17 protein-coding genes are annotated in these 16,450 nt (G+C 57.4%); 2 read left to right on the top strand and 15 right to left on the bottom strand.

All coding sequences use genetic code 11. The features are described from left to right. Positions 1–6: 6 nt before the first annotated feature. The 15 genes from atpA to rpmH form a co-directional block, all read right to left on the bottom strand. Entirely contained in the window at positions 7–1,551 is a 1,545-nt protein-coding gene (gene atpA / locus AC07NR_RS10345) for a F0F1 ATP synthase subunit alpha (protein ID WP_085606310.1), read from the bottom strand. Positions 1,552–1,572: 21 nt separating this feature from the next. After that, a complete protein-coding gene (locus tag AC07NR_RS10340; protein ID WP_007911956.1) occupies positions 1,573–2,109 on the bottom strand; it encodes a F0F1 ATP synthase subunit delta in 537 nt (178 codons plus the stop codon). 12 nt (positions 2,110–2,121) lie between these two features. Continuing rightward, complete coding sequence (locus AC07NR_RS10335) at positions 2,122–2,592, bottom strand: F0F1 ATP synthase subunit B (RefSeq protein WP_007954149.1); 471 nt, start codon at positions 2,590–2,592, stop codon at positions 2,122–2,124. Between the two features lie 58 nt (positions 2,593–2,650). Then, positions 2,651–2,908: a F0F1 ATP synthase subunit C gene (gene atpE / locus AC07NR_RS10330; RefSeq protein WP_003097235.1), complete on the bottom strand. Its 258-nt coding sequence runs from the start codon at positions 2,906–2,908 to the stop codon at positions 2,651–2,653. Between the two features lie 134 nt (positions 2,909–3,042). Continuing rightward, entirely contained in the window at positions 3,043–3,912 is an 870-nt protein-coding gene (atpB, locus tag AC07NR_RS10325; protein ID WP_085686128.1) for a F0F1 ATP synthase subunit A, read from the bottom strand. Positions 3,913–3,928: 16 nt separating this feature from the next. Continuing rightward, positions 3,929–4,336, bottom strand: a complete 408-nt coding sequence (locus AC07NR_RS10320) for a F0F1 ATP synthase subunit I (protein WP_003229783.1) — start codon at positions 4,334–4,336, stop codon at positions 3,929–3,931. 148 nt (positions 4,337–4,484) lie between these two features. Then, the gene (locus AC07NR_RS10315; RefSeq protein WP_085713100.1) at positions 4,485–5,357 is read right to left on the bottom strand and encodes a ParB/RepB/Spo0J family partition protein; all 873 of its coding nucleotides are present in this window, start codon (positions 5,355–5,357) and stop codon (positions 4,485–4,487) included. A gap of 9 nt (positions 5,358–5,366) precedes the next feature. Beyond that, positions 5,367–6,164, bottom strand: a complete 798-nt coding sequence (locus tag AC07NR_RS10310) for a ParA family protein (RefSeq protein ID WP_085713099.1) — start codon at positions 6,162–6,164, stop codon at positions 5,367–5,369. Positions 6,165–6,182: 18 nt separating this feature from the next. After that, entirely contained in the window at positions 6,183–6,827 is a 645-nt protein-coding gene (gene rsmG, locus AC07NR_RS10305) for a 16S rRNA (guanine(527)-N(7))-methyltransferase RsmG (RefSeq protein ID WP_007911906.1), read from the bottom strand. Continuing rightward, positions 6,824–8,722 (bottom strand): tRNA uridine-5-carboxymethylaminomethyl(34) synthesis enzyme MnmG, encoded by a 1,899-nt coding sequence (mnmG, locus tag AC07NR_RS10300; protein ID WP_085702244.1) that lies wholly within the window; start codon positions 8,720–8,722, stop codon positions 6,824–6,826. The genes rsmG and mnmG overlap by 4 nt, the downstream gene beginning before the upstream one ends. 553 nt (positions 8,723–9,275) lie before the next feature. Then, complete coding sequence (gene mnmE, locus AC07NR_RS10295; protein ID WP_114886525.1) at positions 9,276–10,646, bottom strand: tRNA uridine-5-carboxymethylaminomethyl(34) synthesis GTPase MnmE; 1,371 nt, start codon at positions 10,644–10,646, stop codon at positions 9,276–9,278. Between the two features lie 81 nt (positions 10,647–10,727). Beyond that, positions 10,728–12,410 carry a membrane protein insertase YidC gene (gene yidC, locus AC07NR_RS10290; RefSeq protein WP_495078514.1) on the bottom strand — a complete coding sequence of 561 codons (1,683 nt, stop codon included), beginning with the start codon at positions 12,408–12,410 and terminating at the stop codon, positions 10,728–10,730. Positions 12,411–12,412: 2 nt separating this feature from the next. Further along, positions 12,413–12,658 carry a membrane protein insertion efficiency factor YidD gene (gene yidD / locus AC07NR_RS10285; protein WP_010465488.1) on the bottom strand — a complete coding sequence of 82 codons (246 nt, stop codon included), beginning with the start codon at positions 12,656–12,658 and terminating at the stop codon, positions 12,413–12,415. Next, a complete protein-coding gene (rnpA, locus tag AC07NR_RS10280) occupies positions 12,651–13,052 on the bottom strand; it encodes a ribonuclease P protein component (RefSeq protein WP_011336726.1) in 402 nt (133 codons plus the stop codon). The genes yidD and rnpA overlap by 8 nt, the downstream gene beginning before the upstream one ends. Positions 13,053–13,068: 16 nt before the next feature. Continuing rightward, positions 13,069–13,203: a 50S ribosomal protein L34 gene (gene rpmH / locus AC07NR_RS10275; protein ID WP_003213577.1), complete on the bottom strand. Its 135-nt coding sequence runs from the start codon at positions 13,201–13,203 to the stop codon at positions 13,069–13,071. 566 nt (positions 13,204–13,769) lie between these two features. Between rpmH and dnaA the strand changes: the two genes are divergently transcribed. Both dnaA and dnaN read left to right on the top strand, forming a co-directional pair. Then, positions 13,770–15,293 carry a chromosomal replication initiator protein DnaA gene (gene dnaA, locus AC07NR_RS10270; protein ID WP_085713096.1) on the top strand — a complete coding sequence of 508 codons (1,524 nt, stop codon included), beginning with the start codon at positions 13,770–13,772 and terminating at the stop codon, positions 15,291–15,293. A gap of 39 nt (positions 15,294–15,332) precedes the next feature. Continuing rightward, entirely contained in the window at positions 15,333–16,436 is a 1,104-nt protein-coding gene (dnaN, locus tag AC07NR_RS10265) for a DNA polymerase III subunit beta (protein ID WP_085733897.1), read from the top strand. Positions 16,437–16,450 lie beyond the last annotated feature (14 nt).

The raw sequence follows: 16,450 nt of genomic DNA, 5'->3' as shown, positions 1-16,450 counted from the left end.
TGCGGCTTACCAGGTTTGGGTGGCCTTGAACTTCTCGATACCGGCTTTCAGGCCAGCGTCGATTTCGTCATTGAAGTCACCTTTAACGTTGATCTTCGCCATCAAGTCGGCGTGATCGCGGTTGAAGAAAGCAATCAGCGCTTGTTCGAAGCTGCCGATCTTGGCGATTTCAATGTCAGTCAGGAACCCACGCTCAGCGGCATACAGCGACAGCGCCATGTCAGCGATCGACATCGGTGCGTATTGCTTCTGCTTCATCAGCTCGGTAACGCGCTGACCATGCTCAAGTTGCTTGCGGGTCGCTTCGTCCAGGTCAGAAGCGAACTGGGCGAATGCCGCCAGTTCACGGTACTGAGCCAGAGCGGTACGGATACCACCGGACAGCTTCTTGATGATCTTGGTCTGAGCGGCACCACCCACACGGGATACCGAAACACCGGCGTTCACTGCAGGGCGGATGCCCGAGTTGAACATGGCCGATTCCAGGAAGATCTGACCGTCGGTGATGGAAATCACGTTGGTCGGAACGAACGCGGAAACGTCGCCAGCCTGGGTTTCGATGATCGGCAGTGCGGTCAGGGAACCGGTTTTGCCGGTCACTGCGCCGTTGGTGAACTTCTCTACGTACTCTTCCGAAACGCGGGATGCGCGCTCCAGCAGACGGGAGTGGAGATAGAACACGTCGCCTGGGTAAGCTTCACGGCCTGGTGGACGGCGCAGCAGCAGGGAAATCTGGCGGTAAGCCACTGCTTGCTTGGACAGATCGTCATAAACGATCAGCGCGTCTTCACCGCGGTCGCGGAAGAATTCACCCATGGTGCAACCGGAGTACGGAGCCAGGAATTGCAGTGCTGCAGATTCCGAAGCGCTCGCTGCAACGATGATGGTGTTAGCCAGTGCACCGTTTTCTTCCAGCTTGCGAACCACGTTGGCGATGGTCGATTGCTTCTGACCGATTGCCACGTAGACGCAGAAAATGCCGCTGTCTTTCTGATTGATGATCGCGTCGATCGCCAGAGCGGTCTTGCCGATCTGACGGTCACCGATGATCAGCTCACGCTGGCCACGGCCGACAGGGATCATGGCATCGACAGCCTTGTAGCCAGTCTGTACAGGCTGGTCTACCGACTTACGCCAGATCACGCCCGGAGCAACTTTCTCGACCGCGTCGGTCTCGGTGTTGCCCAGTGGACCTTTGCCGTCAACAGGGTTACCCAGTGCGTCGACAACGCGACCCAGCAGTTCCTTACCAACCGGAACTTCGAGGATGCGGCCGGTGCACTTGGCGCTCATGCCTTCAGCCAGAGTCGTGTATGCGCCCAGTACAACGGCACCTACGGAGTCTTGCTCCAGGTTGAGGGCCATACCGTAGACGCCGCCCGGAAACTCGATCATCTCGCCGTACATGACGTCGGCCAGACCGTGAATCCGCACGATACCGTCAGATACGCTGACGACAGTGCCTTCGTTACGGGCTTGGGAGGTCACATCGAGCTTTTCGATGCGGCCCTTGATAATTTCACTTATTTCGGAAGGATTGAGTTGCTGCATTGCTCTGCTGCCCCTTCAAACTCAAGATTTCAATGCTTCGGCAAGTTTCGCGATTTTGCCGCGAATCGAGCCATCGATAACCAGGTCGCCGGCGCGGATAACGACACCACCTATGAGGGCAGCATCCTCCGCAACTTGCAGGCGCACTTCCCGGTTGAGTCGTGCACTGAGAACCTTGGCGAGTTTGTCTTGCTGTTCTTGGTTCAATGCAAAAGCACTGGTCACTTCAACGTCTACCGATTTCTCTTGTTCGGCCTTGTACAGGTCGAAAAGAGCAGCGATCTCCGGCAGAAGCGGGAGACGGTCGTTTTCGGCAACGACATTGATGAAGTTCTGTGCCTTGGCATCAAACTTGTCGCCGCACACGTCAATGAACGTGGCGGCCTTTTCTGCGCTCGTCAGTCGCGGGGCCTTGAGCACGCGCTGCATGGTGTCGTCTTGCGACACCGCTGCAGCCAGGCCGAGCATGGCTGACCAATTGGCCAGTTGCTGGTGGGCCTGAGCGTGCTCGAAGGCCGCCTTAGCGTAAGGTCGGGCCAACGTGGTCAGTTCTGCCATGATCGCCCTCGCTTAGATTTCAGCAGCCAGTTGGTTAACCAGCTCTGCGTGCGCGTTTTGATCGATTGTGGCACCCAGGATCTTCTCGGCGCCGCCGACAGCCAGCAAGCCCACTTGGGCGCGCAGCTTGTCTTTGACACTGTTCAGTTCCTGTTCGATCTCGGCTTGAGCCTGAACCTTCACACGGTCAGCGTCGACACGGGCCTTTTCAACGGCCTCTTCGACAATCTGGTTACCGCGTTTCTTGGCTTGCTCGATGATTTCAGCTGCCTGAGCTTTCGCTTCGCGCAGTTGCTGACCCGCTTTCTCTTGGGCCAACTCCAGGTCGCGAGCTGCACGGCTGGCAGCGTCCAGACCATCAGCGATCTTCTTTTGACGTTCGTGCAGAGCTGCGATGACCGGAGGCCATACGAACTTCATGCAGAACAGTACAAAAATCAGGAACGCAACGGACTGGCCAATCAGGGTCGCATTAATGTTCACGCCAACACCTCGCAGTTACGTTGTCCATCACACCAAATCACTCGGAAAGTCCGAATGATTAGCCAGCGATTTGACCAACGAACGGGTTCGCAAAGGTGAAGAACAGAGCGATACCAACACCGATCATGGTTACGGCGTCGAGCAGACCGGCAACGATGAACATTTTAACTTGCAGCATTGGAACCATTTCTGGCTGACGCGCTGCGCCTTCCAGGAACTTGCCGCCCAGCAGGCCGAAACCAATTGCGGTACCCAGTGCGCCCAGGCCGATCAACAGTGCAACAGCGATAGCGGTTAGACCAACTACAGTTTCCATCTTTCCTCCCGACTTTTACGTCGTATGGTTTAGGTTTTTTAGATTAAAGCGGTAAAACAAATCGTTTCATGGTGCCCCGTGAGGAGCCCCTTCCCGTTTTACCGGGAAGGACATCAGACTGGTCGAGACCGGTCTTAATGGTTTTCTTCGTGCGCCATCGACAGGTAGACGATGGTCAGCATCATGAAGATGAACGCCTGCAGGGTAATGATCAGGATGTGGAACACAGCCCACGCCCACTGCAGGACAACACCCAGGCCGCTCAGCCAGAGCAGGCCGCTGCCGAACATCACAGCGATCAGGATGAACACCAGCTCGCCGGCATACATGTTGCCGAACAGACGCAGAGCCAGAGAGATCGGTTTGGCGATCAGGGTCACGAATTCCAGCAGGAAGTTCACCGGGATCAGCAGGGCCTGAACGAAGATGTTCTTGCTGCCGAACGGGTGCAGGGTCAGCTCGCCGATGAAGCCGCCGAGGCCCTTGACCTTGATGCTATAGAAAATGATCAGTGCGAAAACCGAGAACGCCATGCCCAGGGTCGCGTTCGGGTCGGTGGTCGACACGGCACGGAACGGGATGTGGTGGTCGCCGGAGATCAGGATGGCCAGCTGAGGAATCCAGTCGACCGGTACCAGGTCGACGGCGTTCATCAGGAACACCCAGACGAAGATGGTCAGTGCCAGCGGTGCGATCACCGGGCTACGGCCATGGAAGCTGTCTTTCACGCTGCCATCGACGAATTCGACCAGGACTTCAACGAAGTTCTGCAGTGCACCTGGCTGACCGGAAGTCGCCTTCTTGGCCGCCATGCGGAAAAGAATGACGAAGATCAGACCCAGTGCGACCGACCAGCCGAGGGTATCGACGTGGAAAGCCCAGAAGCCCATTTCCTTGGCTTCTGCTGCGGTGTGGGCAAAGCCCCAGCCGCCGTTGGGTAGCTGACCGAAGGTCAGGTTCTGCAAGTGGTGCTGGATATAGCCCGAAGCGGTTGTTTCTGCCATGGTTGCCTCAAACGCCCTAAGGTCTCGAAAGTCTTGTTCTCATCAGCAGGGGAGCGAACCAGCTGACCGACTGAGTCAGCACGAAGGCGCCGAAAACAGCGATCGGCGCCAGTGGCTTCACACCTGCAAACACCAGTGCAAACAGCACTGCCGTCAAAATCAGTTTGCCTGCCTCGCCGGCATAGAAAGACCGGACGATGGACTGGGCTGCTCGGGCGCCGGAAAACCGAAATGCCTTGTGAGCGAAATAAACATTGGGCAGCAAGGCTATCAGGCCTCCGCAAAGTCCCGAGTATCCGGCAACGACTCCGTGCCATTGCCAGAGCGCCAAAGCGGCAATGAGCAAAATGACAAATTGAGCCATCAACACCGGAAAAACCGCCAGGCGATGGAACGGCAGGCGGTTTGGCTTGCGGGTTTCCATCACTATTGCTCTCCAATGGTCGGCTGCCGAAATTCAATAACTTGGCATAATTTGTGCCGACAAAATGCGCGCAGAGTATAGGGGCGGTTCTGCCCCTATTCAACTGTCAGGTAGTGATTTCCGACTGCGCGCTACAAGAGGAATTGTTTCAGCGGATGTGTGCAAGCACACCCTGAAGCTCATCGAGGGAGTTGTAACCGATCACCAACTGACCCTTTCCTTTCTTTCCGTGGCGGATCTGCACCGCAGAGCCTAGGCGCTCGGCCAGACGCTGCTCGAGGCGGGCGATATCCGGGTCCGGTTTTGCAGGTTCCACAGGCTCGGGTTTGCCACTCAGCCACTGGCGAACCAGTGCCTCAGTCTGGCGCACGGTAAGACCGCGTGCGACAACATGTCGCGCCCCTTCCACCTGCTGATTGTCCGGCAGACCGAGCAATGCACGGGCATGGCCCATTTCCAGGTCGCCGTGGGACAGCATGGTCTTGATGACTTCCGGCAGTGCAATCAGGCGCAACAGGTTGGCCACGGTGACGCGGGACTTACCCACAGCCTCGGCGACCTGTTGCTGGGTGAGCTGGAATTCCTGCTGCAGGCGCTGCAGGGCAACCGCCTCTTCGATCGGATTCAGGTCTTCACGCTGGATGTTCTCGATCAGCGCAATGGCGATCGCGGTTTCATCCGGCACATCACGGACCATGGCCGGAATGGTTTCCTGCCCGGCCTGCTGGCTGGCACGCCAGCGGCGCTCACCGGCGATGATTTCAAAGCGACCGCCACCAATCGGGCGAACCACGATCGGCTGCATCACGCCTTGAGTCTTGATCGACTGCGCCAGTTCTTCCAGCGCCTGCGGATCCATGTCCCGGCGTGGCTGATACTTGCCGCGCTGGAGCAGGTCCAGCGGCAGGTGCTGCAACTCACGGCTGTCAGCCTGTGCCGCCTGTTCTTCCAGCGAGCTGACAGTCGGACCGCTCAGCAGTGCATCCAGTCCTCGTCCGAGACCTCGTTTCTTGACGGCCATGGGGATTCCTTAAGTTGGCTGGGCAGCGGCGATGCGTGAATTTTTGCGCTGACGGCGAACCATCTCGCCCGCCAGGGCCAGATAGGCCAGCGCGCCACGCGATTGCTTGTCGTAGGCCAGCGCCGGCATGCCGTAGCTCGGTGCTTCGGCCAGACGGATGTTGCGCGGGATGACGGTGTCGTACAGCTGGTCGCCGAAGTGTTCCTTGAGCTGGGCCGATACGTCGTTCATCAGGCTCAGGCGCGGGTCATACATGGTCCGCAGCAGGCCTTCGACTTTCAGGTTCGGGTTCAGCAGTTCGGCGATGCGCTTGATGTTATCCACAAGGTCGCTCAAACCTTCGAGCGCAAAGTACTCGCATTGCATGGGGATAATGACCCCGTCAGCCGCGACCAGTGCGTTCAGTGTGAGCATCGACAGCGACGGCGGGCAGTCGATCAGGATGTAATCGTAGTTTTCACGGATCGGCGCCAACGCGCTGCGCAGACGACTTTCCTTCATCTGCATTTCCAACAGCACCACTTCGGCCGCCGTCAGATCCCGGTTGGCCGGCAGCAGTTGATAACCACCGTGTTCCGAGAAGTGCATGGCCTGAGCCAGATCGCATTCGCCGATCAGCAGGTCGTAGACCGAGTTTTCCAGGCCATGTTTATCCACACCGCTACCCATGGTGGCGTTGCCCTGTGGATCGAGATCGATCAACAGCACCCGGCGCTTGGTCGCGACCAGGGATGCTGCGAGGTTGATGCAGGTGGTGGTCTTGCCCACACCACCCTTCTGGTTCGCTATCGCGAATACCTTAGCCATTCTTGCTTGTGTTCCCAATCATGCCGTGCGGCGCAGTATCAGCAGATGGCGTTGGCCTTGGCAACCGGGTACGGCCAGGGCGTGTTCGCTATCGAGTTTGAAGTCTGCCGGCAATGCTACCAGCTCATCGGCCGGATGGACGCCCTTCATTGCCAGCCAGCGCGTATCGGCATCGCCGAGGTGGCGAGTCCAGTTGGTGAAGTTCTCCATGCTGCTGAATGCCCGGGAAATGATCCCGTTGAATGGCTGTGCAGGCTGGAACGCTTCGACGCGACTGTGGATAACTTGCAGGTTATCCAGTTTGAGTTCGAGTTTGACCTGAGTCAGGAAGCGGGTTTTCTTGCCGTTGCTGTCCAGGCAGGTCACCTGCGAGTCCGGATACAGGATCGCCAGAGGGATCCCCGGCATGCCTCCGCCGCTGCCGACATCCAGCCAGCGACCGTTTTCGATGAACGACATCACACTGAGGCTATCGAGCAGGTGACGGGAAACCATTTCGTCCGGATCGCGAACGGCGGTCAGGTTGTAGGCCTGGTTCCATTTGATCAACAGGGCCAGATAACCCAGCAGCAATTCGTGCTGGGTTTCAGTGAGATTGACACCGAGCTCGCGGGCTCCTGTGGATAACTCTTCGGCGTGTTGCGAAGTGACCTTAGAACTCAAGCGCTTTGCTCCAACTGACGGCCCGCGCCGCGTTTTTTCAAATGAATCATCAACAGCGAAATCGCTGCCGGGGTCACACCCGGGATCCGCGAAGCCTGGCCCAGCGTCTCGGGACGCGTGGCACCCAGCTTGCTCTGGATCTCCTTGGAGAGACCGGAAATGTTGGTGTAATCGATATCCACAGGCAGTTTCGTGTCTTCGCTTGCACGCAGACGGGCGATTTCGTCCTGTTGACGGTCGATGTAACCGGCGTATTTGGTCTTGATCTCGACCTGCTCGGCGACCTGTGGATCTTCGGCGCCCTGCCCGGTCACTTCGACCAGACCAGCGTAGTCGATTTCCGGACGGCTCAAGAGATTGAGCAGGTTGTATTCGTGAGTCAGCGGCGTACCGAATTTTTCCGCAATCGCATCGCCCTGCTGGGTGCCCGGGCGAACCCAGGTGCTTTTCAGACGCTGCTCTTCCAGCTCGATGTTTTCGCGCTTCTTGCAGAACGCCGCCCAGCGCGCGTCATCGACCAGACCCAGTTCGCGACCTTTTTCGGTCAGACGCAGGTCGGCGTTGTCCTCACGCAGGATCAGGCGGTACTCGGCACGGGAAGTGAACATACGGTACGGCTCTTGGGTACCGAGGGTGATCAGGTCGTCGACCAATACCCCGATGTACGCTTCATCGCGACGCGGGCACCAGGCTTCTTTGCCTTTGGCACGCAGTGCGGCGTTGGCGCCGGCCAGCAAACCTTGGGCGCCGGCTTCTTCGTAACCGGTGGTGCCGTTGATCTGGCCGGCAAAGAACAGACCGCCGATCACTTTGGTTTCGAGGCTGTACTTCAGGTCGCGCGGATCGAAATAGTCGTACTCGATCGCATAACCCGGACGCACGATGTGCGCGTTTTCCATGCCGCGAATCGACTGCACGATCTGCAATTGCACGTCGAACGGCAGGCTTGTGGATATCCCGTTCGGATACAGCTCATGGGTGGTCAGGCCTTCCGGCTCGATGAACACCTGATGGCTTTCCTTGTCGGCAAAGCGATGAATCTTGTCTTCGATGGATGGGCAATACCGGGGGCCAATGCCTTCGATTTCACCGGCAGCGGAATACATCGGCGAACGGTCGAGGTTCGCGGCAATGATTTCGTGGGTGCGGGCGTTGGTGTGGGTAATCCAGCAACTGACTTGCCGTGGATGCTGTTCCTTGTTGCCCATGAACGACATCACCGGGATCGGCGTATCACCTGGCTGCTCGGTCATCACCGAGAAATCCACAGACTTGCCGTCGATACGCGGTGGCGTACCGGTTTTCAGGCGACCGACACGCAGCGGCAGTTCGCGCAGACGATGCGCCAGGGCGATCGACGGCGGATCACCGGCACGACCGCCGGAAAAATTCTGCAAACCGATGTGGATAAGTCCGCCCAGGAAGGTACCGGTGGTCAACACCACGGAATCGGCGAAGAAACGCAGACCCATTTGTGTGACGACACCGCGTACTTGTTCCTGCTCGACGATCAGGTCGTCGGCGGCTTGTTGAAATATCCACAGGTTCGGCTGGTTTTCCAGGATTTCGCGGACAGCGGCCTTGTAAAGAATCCGGTCGGCTTGTGCACGGGTTGCACGTACGGCCGGGCCTTTACGGCTGTTCAACACGCGAAACTGGATGCCGCCCAGATCGGTGGCCATGGCCATCGCGCCGCCGAGGGCGTCGATTTCCTTGACCAGATGGCTTTTGCCAATGCCACCGATGGCCGGGTTGCAACTCATGGCACCGAGGGTTTCCACGTTATGCGTCAGCAGAAGGGTTTTTGCACCCATGCGTGCTGAGGCCAGTGCTGCCTCGGTACCGGCATGACCGCCGCCGATGACGATCACTTCAAAACGGGAAGGGAAATCCACCACGCACCTCGTGCCTGCTTAAGTAGGTAATTCAGGAATAGTTTGAGATCAGGTTTCTGGACCTGGTCGACAAGTATAGGGACTTCGCCCTTCCTAAAGAACCCTTTGCACAAAATTTAACCAGCTGTGGAGAACTCGCGGTTAAAAGAATAAAAAAGAGAGAAATTTATAAAACCTTTGTTTTAAAGCTTATTCTTACTGCCCATGATTTCTGTGGATAGATTGCTACAGACCTTTATTTTCAATATGTACAGAGATTCAAAACCCTGTGCCCATGTGGCCATGAGGCCCTTGGATAACCGGTGTAAGCCTGTGGATGAGTAGGGTTGTTATCCACAGAGGCAGTTATGTTCAGTTTTCAGGCCCTGTTATCAACTGCCCTCAGCGGCAGTTATTCACAGGGCTTAATCCACAGAAATCGGATGAATGAGCATGCAGCGGACAGGGGAAATCCGCTCAGGGAGAAGGAATCTGCCCGGCACTGGAAAGGAAGGAATGCGAAAAGGAGGAACAGACAGGTCGCGAATGGACCTGTCTGTGGACAACGGAAGGGCTATTTGCCGATGCAGAAGCTTGAAAAGATGCGTCCCAGCAGATCATCGGAGCTGAACGCTCCGGTAATTTCCCCAAGGGACTGCTGAGCCTGACGCAGATCTTCCGCCAACAGTTCGCCAGCCCCTGCCAGAGTCAGCTGTGCACGACCGTGTTCCAGGGCCGCGCTGGCATGACGCAGTGCTTCCAGGTGGCGGCGGCGTGCGCTGAAGCTGCTTTCCGAGGTCTGCTCGTAACCCATGCAGGCCTTGAGGTGATCGCGAAGCAGATCCAGGCCTTCGCCGGCAGCCTTGGCGCTCAGGCTGATAGTTACATGGCCATCGTCGCTGACTTCCAGGGCAATCGCTTCACCGGTGAGATCCGCTTTATTGCGAATCAGGGTGACCTTTGCCGGATCTGGCCGGGTTTCAAGGAATTCGGGCCACAACGCGAACGGATCGGCAGCTTCCGGCGCCGTGGCGTCGACCACCAGCAGTACCCGATCGGCTTCGCCAATGGCTTTCAACGCACGTTCGACGCCAATCTTTTCCACATGGTCGTCGGTATCACGCAAACCGGCGGTATCCACGACATGCAGCGGCATGCCATCGATGTGGATATGTTCGCGCAGGATATCCCGGGTGGTGCCGGCGATTTCCGTCACGATGGCGGCTTCTCGTCCGGCCAGTGCATTCAACAGACTGGACTTGCCGGCATTCGGACGACCTGCAATCACCACCGTCATGCCATCACGCAGCAGCGCACCCTGCCCGGCTTCACGCAGGACGGTGGATAACTCGTCGCGTACCTTGTCGAGCATGCTCAATACATGGCCATCGGCGAGAAAATCGATCTCTTCTTCCGGGAAATCGATGGCTGCCTCGACGTAAATCCTCAGACCTATCAGTTGTTCGGTGAGGTTATGCACACGCTGGGAAAATGCACCTTGCAAGGAGCGCAAGGCATTACGTGCAGCCTGTGCAGAACTTGCTTCGATCAGGTCGGCGATGGCCTCGGCCTGAGCCAGGTCGAGTTTGTCATTGAGGAAGGCGCGCTCGCTGAACTCACCCGGCCGGGCCAGGCGGCAACCCAGTTCCAGGCAACGCTTGAGCAACATGTCGAGGACGATCGGGCCACCGTGGCCCTGGAGTTCCAGCACATCTTCACCGGTGAACGAGTTCGGCCCGGGGAAATACAGCGCCAGACCTTCATCGAGCACCTGTTGATCGTCACTGAAGAAGGGCCCGTAGTGGGCAAATCGGGGTTTCAGCTCGCGGCCGCTGATGGCCTTGGCTGCAACGCTGGCCAGAGGCCCGGAAATTCGGACGATGCCCACGCCGCCACGGCCCTGAGCGGTGGCGACGGCTGCGATGGTTTCACGAGGTGCGCTCATAAACCGGTATCCAGACAAAAATGGCAGATAGCAAAACGCCCCACTAGGGGGCGTTTTGAGTGGTGTTATCCACAGAGTAAGTTACGCCTCGGCTTTTTTCGTCGCCGCTTCGATCTTACGCGTGATGTACCACTGTTGGGCAATCGACAGGCAGTTGTTCACAACCCAGTACAGCACCAGACCCGCCGGGAACCACAGGAAGAAGAAGGTGAAGATGATTGGCATCATTTTCATGACCTTCGCCTGCATCGGATCCGGAGGAGTCGGGTTCAGACGCTGCTGGATGAACATGGTCGCGCCCATGATGATCGGCAGGATGAAGAACGGATCCTTGATCGACAGGTCGGTAATCCACAGCATGAACGGCGCCTGGCGCATTTCCACGCTTTCCAGCAGAACCCAGTACAGGGAAAGGAAAACCGGCATCTGCACGAGGATCGGCAAGCAGCCACCCAGCGGATTGATCTTCTCTTTCTTGTACAGCTCCATCATGGCTTGCGACATTTTCTGCCGGTCATCGCCATGTTGCTCTTTCAGTGCAGCCAGTTTCGGCGCCACGGCACGCATGCGGGCCATCGACTTGTAGCTGGCGGCCGACAGAGGGAAGAAAAGCCCTTTGATCAGCATGGTCAGGAAGATGATCGACCAGCCCCAGTTGCCGACAATGGCGTGGATATGTTGCAGCAGCCAGAAGATCGGCTGGGCAATGAACCACAGAATGCCGTAGTCGACGGTCAGTTCCAGACCTGGGGACAACTCTTTCAGCACAGCCTGGCTTTTCGGACCGGCGTACAGAACAGCACTGGTCTCGACTTTCGCACCCGGTGCAGCGGTCAGCGAAGGACCGGTGTAACCGATGATGTAGTTGCCTTTGCTGTCTTTACGAGTCTGGACGATGTTGTTTTCGCCCTTCGGAGCAACCCATGCCGTCACGAAGTAGTGTTGCAGCCAGGCAACCCAGCCACCGGTGACGGTTTCCTTGAGCTGACCTTTATCCATGTCCTTCATGGACACTTTCTTGTACGGCTCGGAACTTGTCCACAGGGCGGCACCCAGGTAAGTCGCGGTGCCGGTAGCAGTGGTCGACGAAGGATCGGCGCTTGCATCGCGTTTCAGCTGAGCAAACATCGAACCGGACCAGGGCTGCGCGCTCTGGTTGTCGATCAGATAAGTCACGGTCACGTCATACAGGCCACGTTTCAGGGTGAAACGCTTGATGTAGTTGACGCCGTCCTTGCTGAACTTCAGGTCGACGACCAATTGGTCCTGACCGTCAGCCAGTTGATAAGTCTTCTTCTCCGAGGAGTAGATCGGGCGACCGGCCGGGCTGGCGTCCGGACCGTTGGTGCCGATCAGACCGCTTTGCGCCAGATAAGTACGCTCGCCGCCGTTGTCGAACAGCTGGAACGGAACGTCCGGACGATCCTGACGACGCGGATACAGTGGCAAGGTCAGTTGCGCAACGTCACCGCCCTGTGGATCGATCGCCAGATCGAGCACGTCGGTTTTGATCTGGATCAGATCCTTGCTGGCGGCGACCGGTGTTTCGGCAGGTGCGCTGGTATCGCTTGCGGCGCGCGGAATATCGTCACTGGCTGCAGCGTTATTGCCAGTGGCAGTGTCCGGCAAACCGGATGTAGTCGTACTGGAAGCAACATTCTGAGTCGGCAGGGCAGCCTGACCATAGTCCTGGTTCCATTTAAGAACCATGACGTAGGACACGATTGCCAGGGCGACGATCAGGATCGTGCGTTTGATATCCATGATTACTCGGCCATCGAAGAAGAACGGGAGGTAGGGATAGGTGGAACCGGGTCATAACCACCGGGATTCCACGGATGACAGCGACCTAAACGACGAAAGGTCAGCCAGCCACCGCGCAGAAGGCCATGATTTTCGATGGCTTCATACGCGTAGCAAGAACAACTGGGGTAGAAACGACAGTGACTGGCCATCAAGGGACTAATGGCGTAGCGGTAAAACTGGATCGGAACGAGTGCCAGTTTACGCATCTGGACTGTCTACCCCTACAGTTTCGGTTTTGACTGCTGGTACCGGCTTGTTGCGTGCCAGACGCTTCCAGAGTTTGCCGAAATGCTGAATCAATTCGGGGTTTTCTACATCACCCAAACCTTTGCGCGCGACGATAACGATGTCCCAGCCGACCAGTGAATCCTGGTGCAGGCGAAACGATTCGCGCATCAGACGTTTGAGGCGATTGCGCTCAACGGAGAGCTTCACGCTCTTTTTCCCGATAACCAGTCCAAGACGGGGGTGATCGAGATCGTTGTTGCGTGCAAGGAGCAGGAGATTTTTCCCCGGAACCTTGCCGGTAGGGGAGTCAAAGACTGCCTTGAAATGCCGGGGAGTAAGCAGACGCTTTTCCCGACTGAAGTCCTGACTCACCTCCAGTGCCGGATTATCAAACTGCCAGACGTGCGCGGCCTTTGGCGCGACGACGCGACAGTACGGCACGACCGTTCTTGGTAGCCATGCGAGCACGGAAACCGTGGGTACGAGCGCGTTTGATAGTGCTTGGTTGGAAAGTACGTTTCATGTCGTGTTACCTGGTTCGTCCACAACGGGCCGGAATGGCCCCCGTTTTAAGAGACCGGGGATTCTAGAGAAAGCAAGGCAATAGGTCAATTTCCAACCAACGTTTCCTTATAAATAGATCTCTGATGCCTCCAGGATCGAAACCTTGTCTGCCAGACATAAAAATAAAGAAGGGAATTATTTAAAGCTTTTCTGTAAAGCTTGTAAAAGCTAGGACCGCCTTCTTCTGTGGATAACTACTTTCAGACCTTGTTCGGCGTGATGTACAGAGAATGACAACTACGGTGGAAAACCGTGTTCAGCCTGTGCTGCGCTATCGGATAACCTGTGTGTGGAAAGCTCTGTTATCCACAGGCGACTTGTCCACTGAGTTTCGCCCCCAGTTGTCCAGTGCCCTCAGCTACGGTTATCCACAGAGCTTATTCACACACCGTCGGTCGCTTTTTCACCGGTTAAGGCATTGATAAATCATGTCCACCGGGCAACCTGCATGTGGATAAGTGAACGTCCCGCCGCTACAATGGCCGCTTGTTTTTGCCTCACCGGCTTTCAACTTAGGGGATTTCCGTGTCAGTGGAACTTTGGCAGCAGTGCGTGGAGCTTTTGCGCGAAGAGCTGCCAGCCCAACAATTCAACACCTGGATCCGTCCATTACAGGTCGAAGCCGAAGGCGACGAGTTGCGTGTCTACGCACCGAACCGTTTTGTTCTGGACTGGGTCAACGAAAAGTACCTGGGGCGCGTCCTTGAACTGCTGGATGAGCATGGCAATGGCCTCGCACCGTCGCTCTCCTTATTAATAGGCAGCAAACGCAGTTCTGCGCCGCGTGCTGCGCCGAATGCACCGTTGGCCGCCGCTGCTGCATCCCTGGCTCAGGCCAATGCCGCACCCGTCAGCGCTCCGGCACCAGCGCCGGCTCCAACCCCGGCCAAGCGTGCGACGCAGAAAACCGAGGAAGTCAGCGAAGAGCCGTCCCGCGACAGTTTCGATCCGATGGCAGGCGCCGCCTCCCAGCAAGCGCCAGTGCGTGCCGAACAGCGCACCGTGCAGGTCGAGGGTGCGCTCAAGCACACCAGTTACCTGAATCGCACCTTTACCTTCGAGAACTTCGTCGAAGGTAAATCCAACCAGCTCGCCCGTGCGGCGGCATGGCAAGTGGCAGACAACCCCAAGCACGGCTACAACCCGCTCTTCCTTTATGGCGGCGTCGGTCTGGGTAAAACGCACTTGATGCACGCGGTGGGTAACCATCTATTAAAGAAGAATCCGAATGCCAAGGTCGTGTACCTGCATTCCGAGCGTTTCGTGGCCGACATGGTCAAGGCGCTGCAACTGAACGCGATCAACGAGTTCAAGCGGTTCTACCGCTCGGTGGACGCCCTGTTGATCGACGATATTCAGTTCTTCGCCCGCAAGGAGCGTTCCCAGGAAGAGTTTTTCCACACTTTCAACGCCCTGCTTGAAGGTGGCCAGCAGGTCATTCTCACCAGTGACCGCTACCCGAAAGAAATCGAAGGCCTTGAAGAGCGCCTCAAATCCCGCTTCGGCTGGGGCCTGACGGTTGCCGTCGAGCCGCCTGAGCTGGAAACCCGCGTGGCCATCTTGATGAAGAAGGCCGACCAGGCCAAAGTCGAGTTGCCACACGATGCGGCGTTCTTCATTGCCCAGCGCATTCGCTCCAACGTCCGTGAGCTGGAAGGCGCGCTGAAACGCGTGATCGCCCACTCGCACTTCATGGGCCGCGACATCACCATCGAGTTGATTCGCGAATCCCTGAAAGACCTGTTGGCATTGCAGGACAAACTGGTCTCTGTGGATAACATTCAGCGCACCGTCGCCGAGTACTACAAGATCAAGATCTCGGACTTGCTGTCCAAGCGCCGTTCGCGCTCGGTCGCTCGCCCGCGTCAGGTCGCCATGGCTCTGTCCAAGGAACTGACCAACCACAGCCTGCCGGAAATCGGCGATGTGTTTGGTGGTCGTGACCATACGACGGTGTTGCACGCCTGCCGCAAGATCAACGAACTTAAGGAATCCGACGCGGACATCCGCGAGGACTACAAGAACCTGCTGCGTACTCTGACCACTTGATGAACACCAGCGCAGCTTATTAAGGCAAGGGACTAGACCATGCATTTCACCATTCAACGCGAAGCCCTGTTGAAACCCCTGCAACTGGTCGCAGGCGTCGTCGAGCGCCGACAGACCTTGCCGGTACTCTCCAATGTGCTGCTGGTTGTCGATGGCCAGCAACTTTCGCTGACCGGTACCGATCTGGAAGTCGAGCTGGTCGGTCGCGTGCAACTCGAAGAGCCGGCTGAAACAGGTTCCATCACCGTGCCGGCGCGCAAGCTGATGGATATCTGCAAGAGCTTGCCGAACGATGCGCTGATCGATATCAAGGTCGACGAGCAGAAGCTGGTGGTGAAGGCCGGTCGTAGCCGTTTCACCCTGTCGACCCTGCCGGCCAATGACTTCCCGACTGTGGAAGAAGGCCCGGGTTCGCTGACCACCAGCCTGGATCAGAGCAAGCTGCGTCGCCTGATCGAGCGCACCAGTTTCGCCATGGCCCAGCAGGACGTGCGTTACTACCTCAACGGCATGTTGCTGGAAGTGTCGACCGGCGTGATTCGTGCCGTAGCAACTGACGGTCACCGTCTGGCGATGTGCTCAATGCAGGCCGACATCGGTCAGCAGGATCGCCATCAAGTGATCGTGCCGCGCAAAGGTATTCTCGAACTGGCACGTCTGCTCACCGAGCCGGACGGCAACGTCAGCATCGTCCTGGGTCAGCACCACATTCGTGCTACCACGGGTGAATTCACCTTCACTTCGAAGCTGGTCGACGGCAAGTTCCCTGACTACGAGCGCGTTCTGCCGAAGGGCGGCGACAAGCTGGTACTGGGCGATCGTCAGGCGCTGCGCGAAGCGTTCAGCCGTACCGCGATTCTGTCCAACGAGAAGTACCGCGGTATCCGTCTGCAACTGGCCAGCGGTCAGTTGAAAATCCAGGCCAATAACCCGGAGCAGGAAGAAGCGGAAGAAGAAGTAGGTGTGGAATACAACGGCGGCTCCCTGGAAATCGGCTTCAACGTGAGCTATCTGCTCGACGTGCTGGGCGTGATGACCACCGAGCAGGTTCGTCTGATCCTGTCCGACTCCAACAGCAGTGCGCTGGTACAAGAGTCCGACAACGACGATTCGGCTTACGTTGTCATGCCGATGCGTCTGTAATCAGCTGACTCTGG

Source organism: Pseudomonas sp. GW821-FHT09C09 (assembly GCF_059418105.1).
This window is presented reverse-complemented; position numbering and strand designations above follow the sequence as displayed.

Coding starts and splice junctions, on each gene's coding strand:
- atpB (WP_085686128.1), bottom strand. CDS start 3,912: ATGGCAGAAACAACCGCTTCGGGCTATATCCAGCACCACTTGCAGAAC.
- atpE (WP_003097235.1), bottom strand. CDS start 2,908: ATGGAAACTGTAGTTGGTCTAACCGCTATCGCTGTTGCACTGTTGATC.
- yidD (WP_010465488.1), bottom strand. CDS start 12,658: ATGCGTAAACTGGCACTCGTTCCGATCCAGTTTTACCGCTACGCCATT.
- yidC (WP_495078514.1), bottom strand. CDS start 12,410: ATGGATATCAAACGCACGATCCTGATCGTCGCCCTGGCAATCGTGTCC.
- AC07NR_RS10310 (WP_085713099.1), bottom strand. CDS start 6,164: ATGGCTAAGGTATTCGCGATAGCGAACCAGAAGGGTGGTGTGGGCAAG.
- dnaN (WP_085733897.1), top strand. CDS start 15,333: ATGCATTTCACCATTCAACGCGAAGCCCTGTTGAAACCCCTGCAACTG.
- atpA (WP_085606310.1), bottom strand. CDS start 1,551: ATGCAGCAACTCAATCCTTCCGAAATAAGTGAAATTATCAAGGGCCGC.
- AC07NR_RS10320 (WP_003229783.1), bottom strand. CDS start 4,336: ATGGAAACCCGCAAGCCAAACCGCCTGCCGTTCCATCGCCTGGCGGTT.
- mnmE (WP_114886525.1), bottom strand. CDS start 10,646: ATGAGCGCACCTCGTGAAACCATCGCAGCCGTCGCCACCGCTCAGGGC.
- rpmH (WP_003213577.1), bottom strand. CDS start 13,203: ATGAAACGTACTTTCCAACCAAGCACTATCAAACGCGCTCGTACCCAC.
- AC07NR_RS10340 (WP_007911956.1), bottom strand. CDS start 2,109: ATGGCAGAACTGACCACGTTGGCCCGACCTTACGCTAAGGCGGCCTTC.
- AC07NR_RS10315 (WP_085713100.1), bottom strand. CDS start 5,357: ATGGCCGTCAAGAAACGAGGTCTCGGACGAGGACTGGATGCACTGCTG.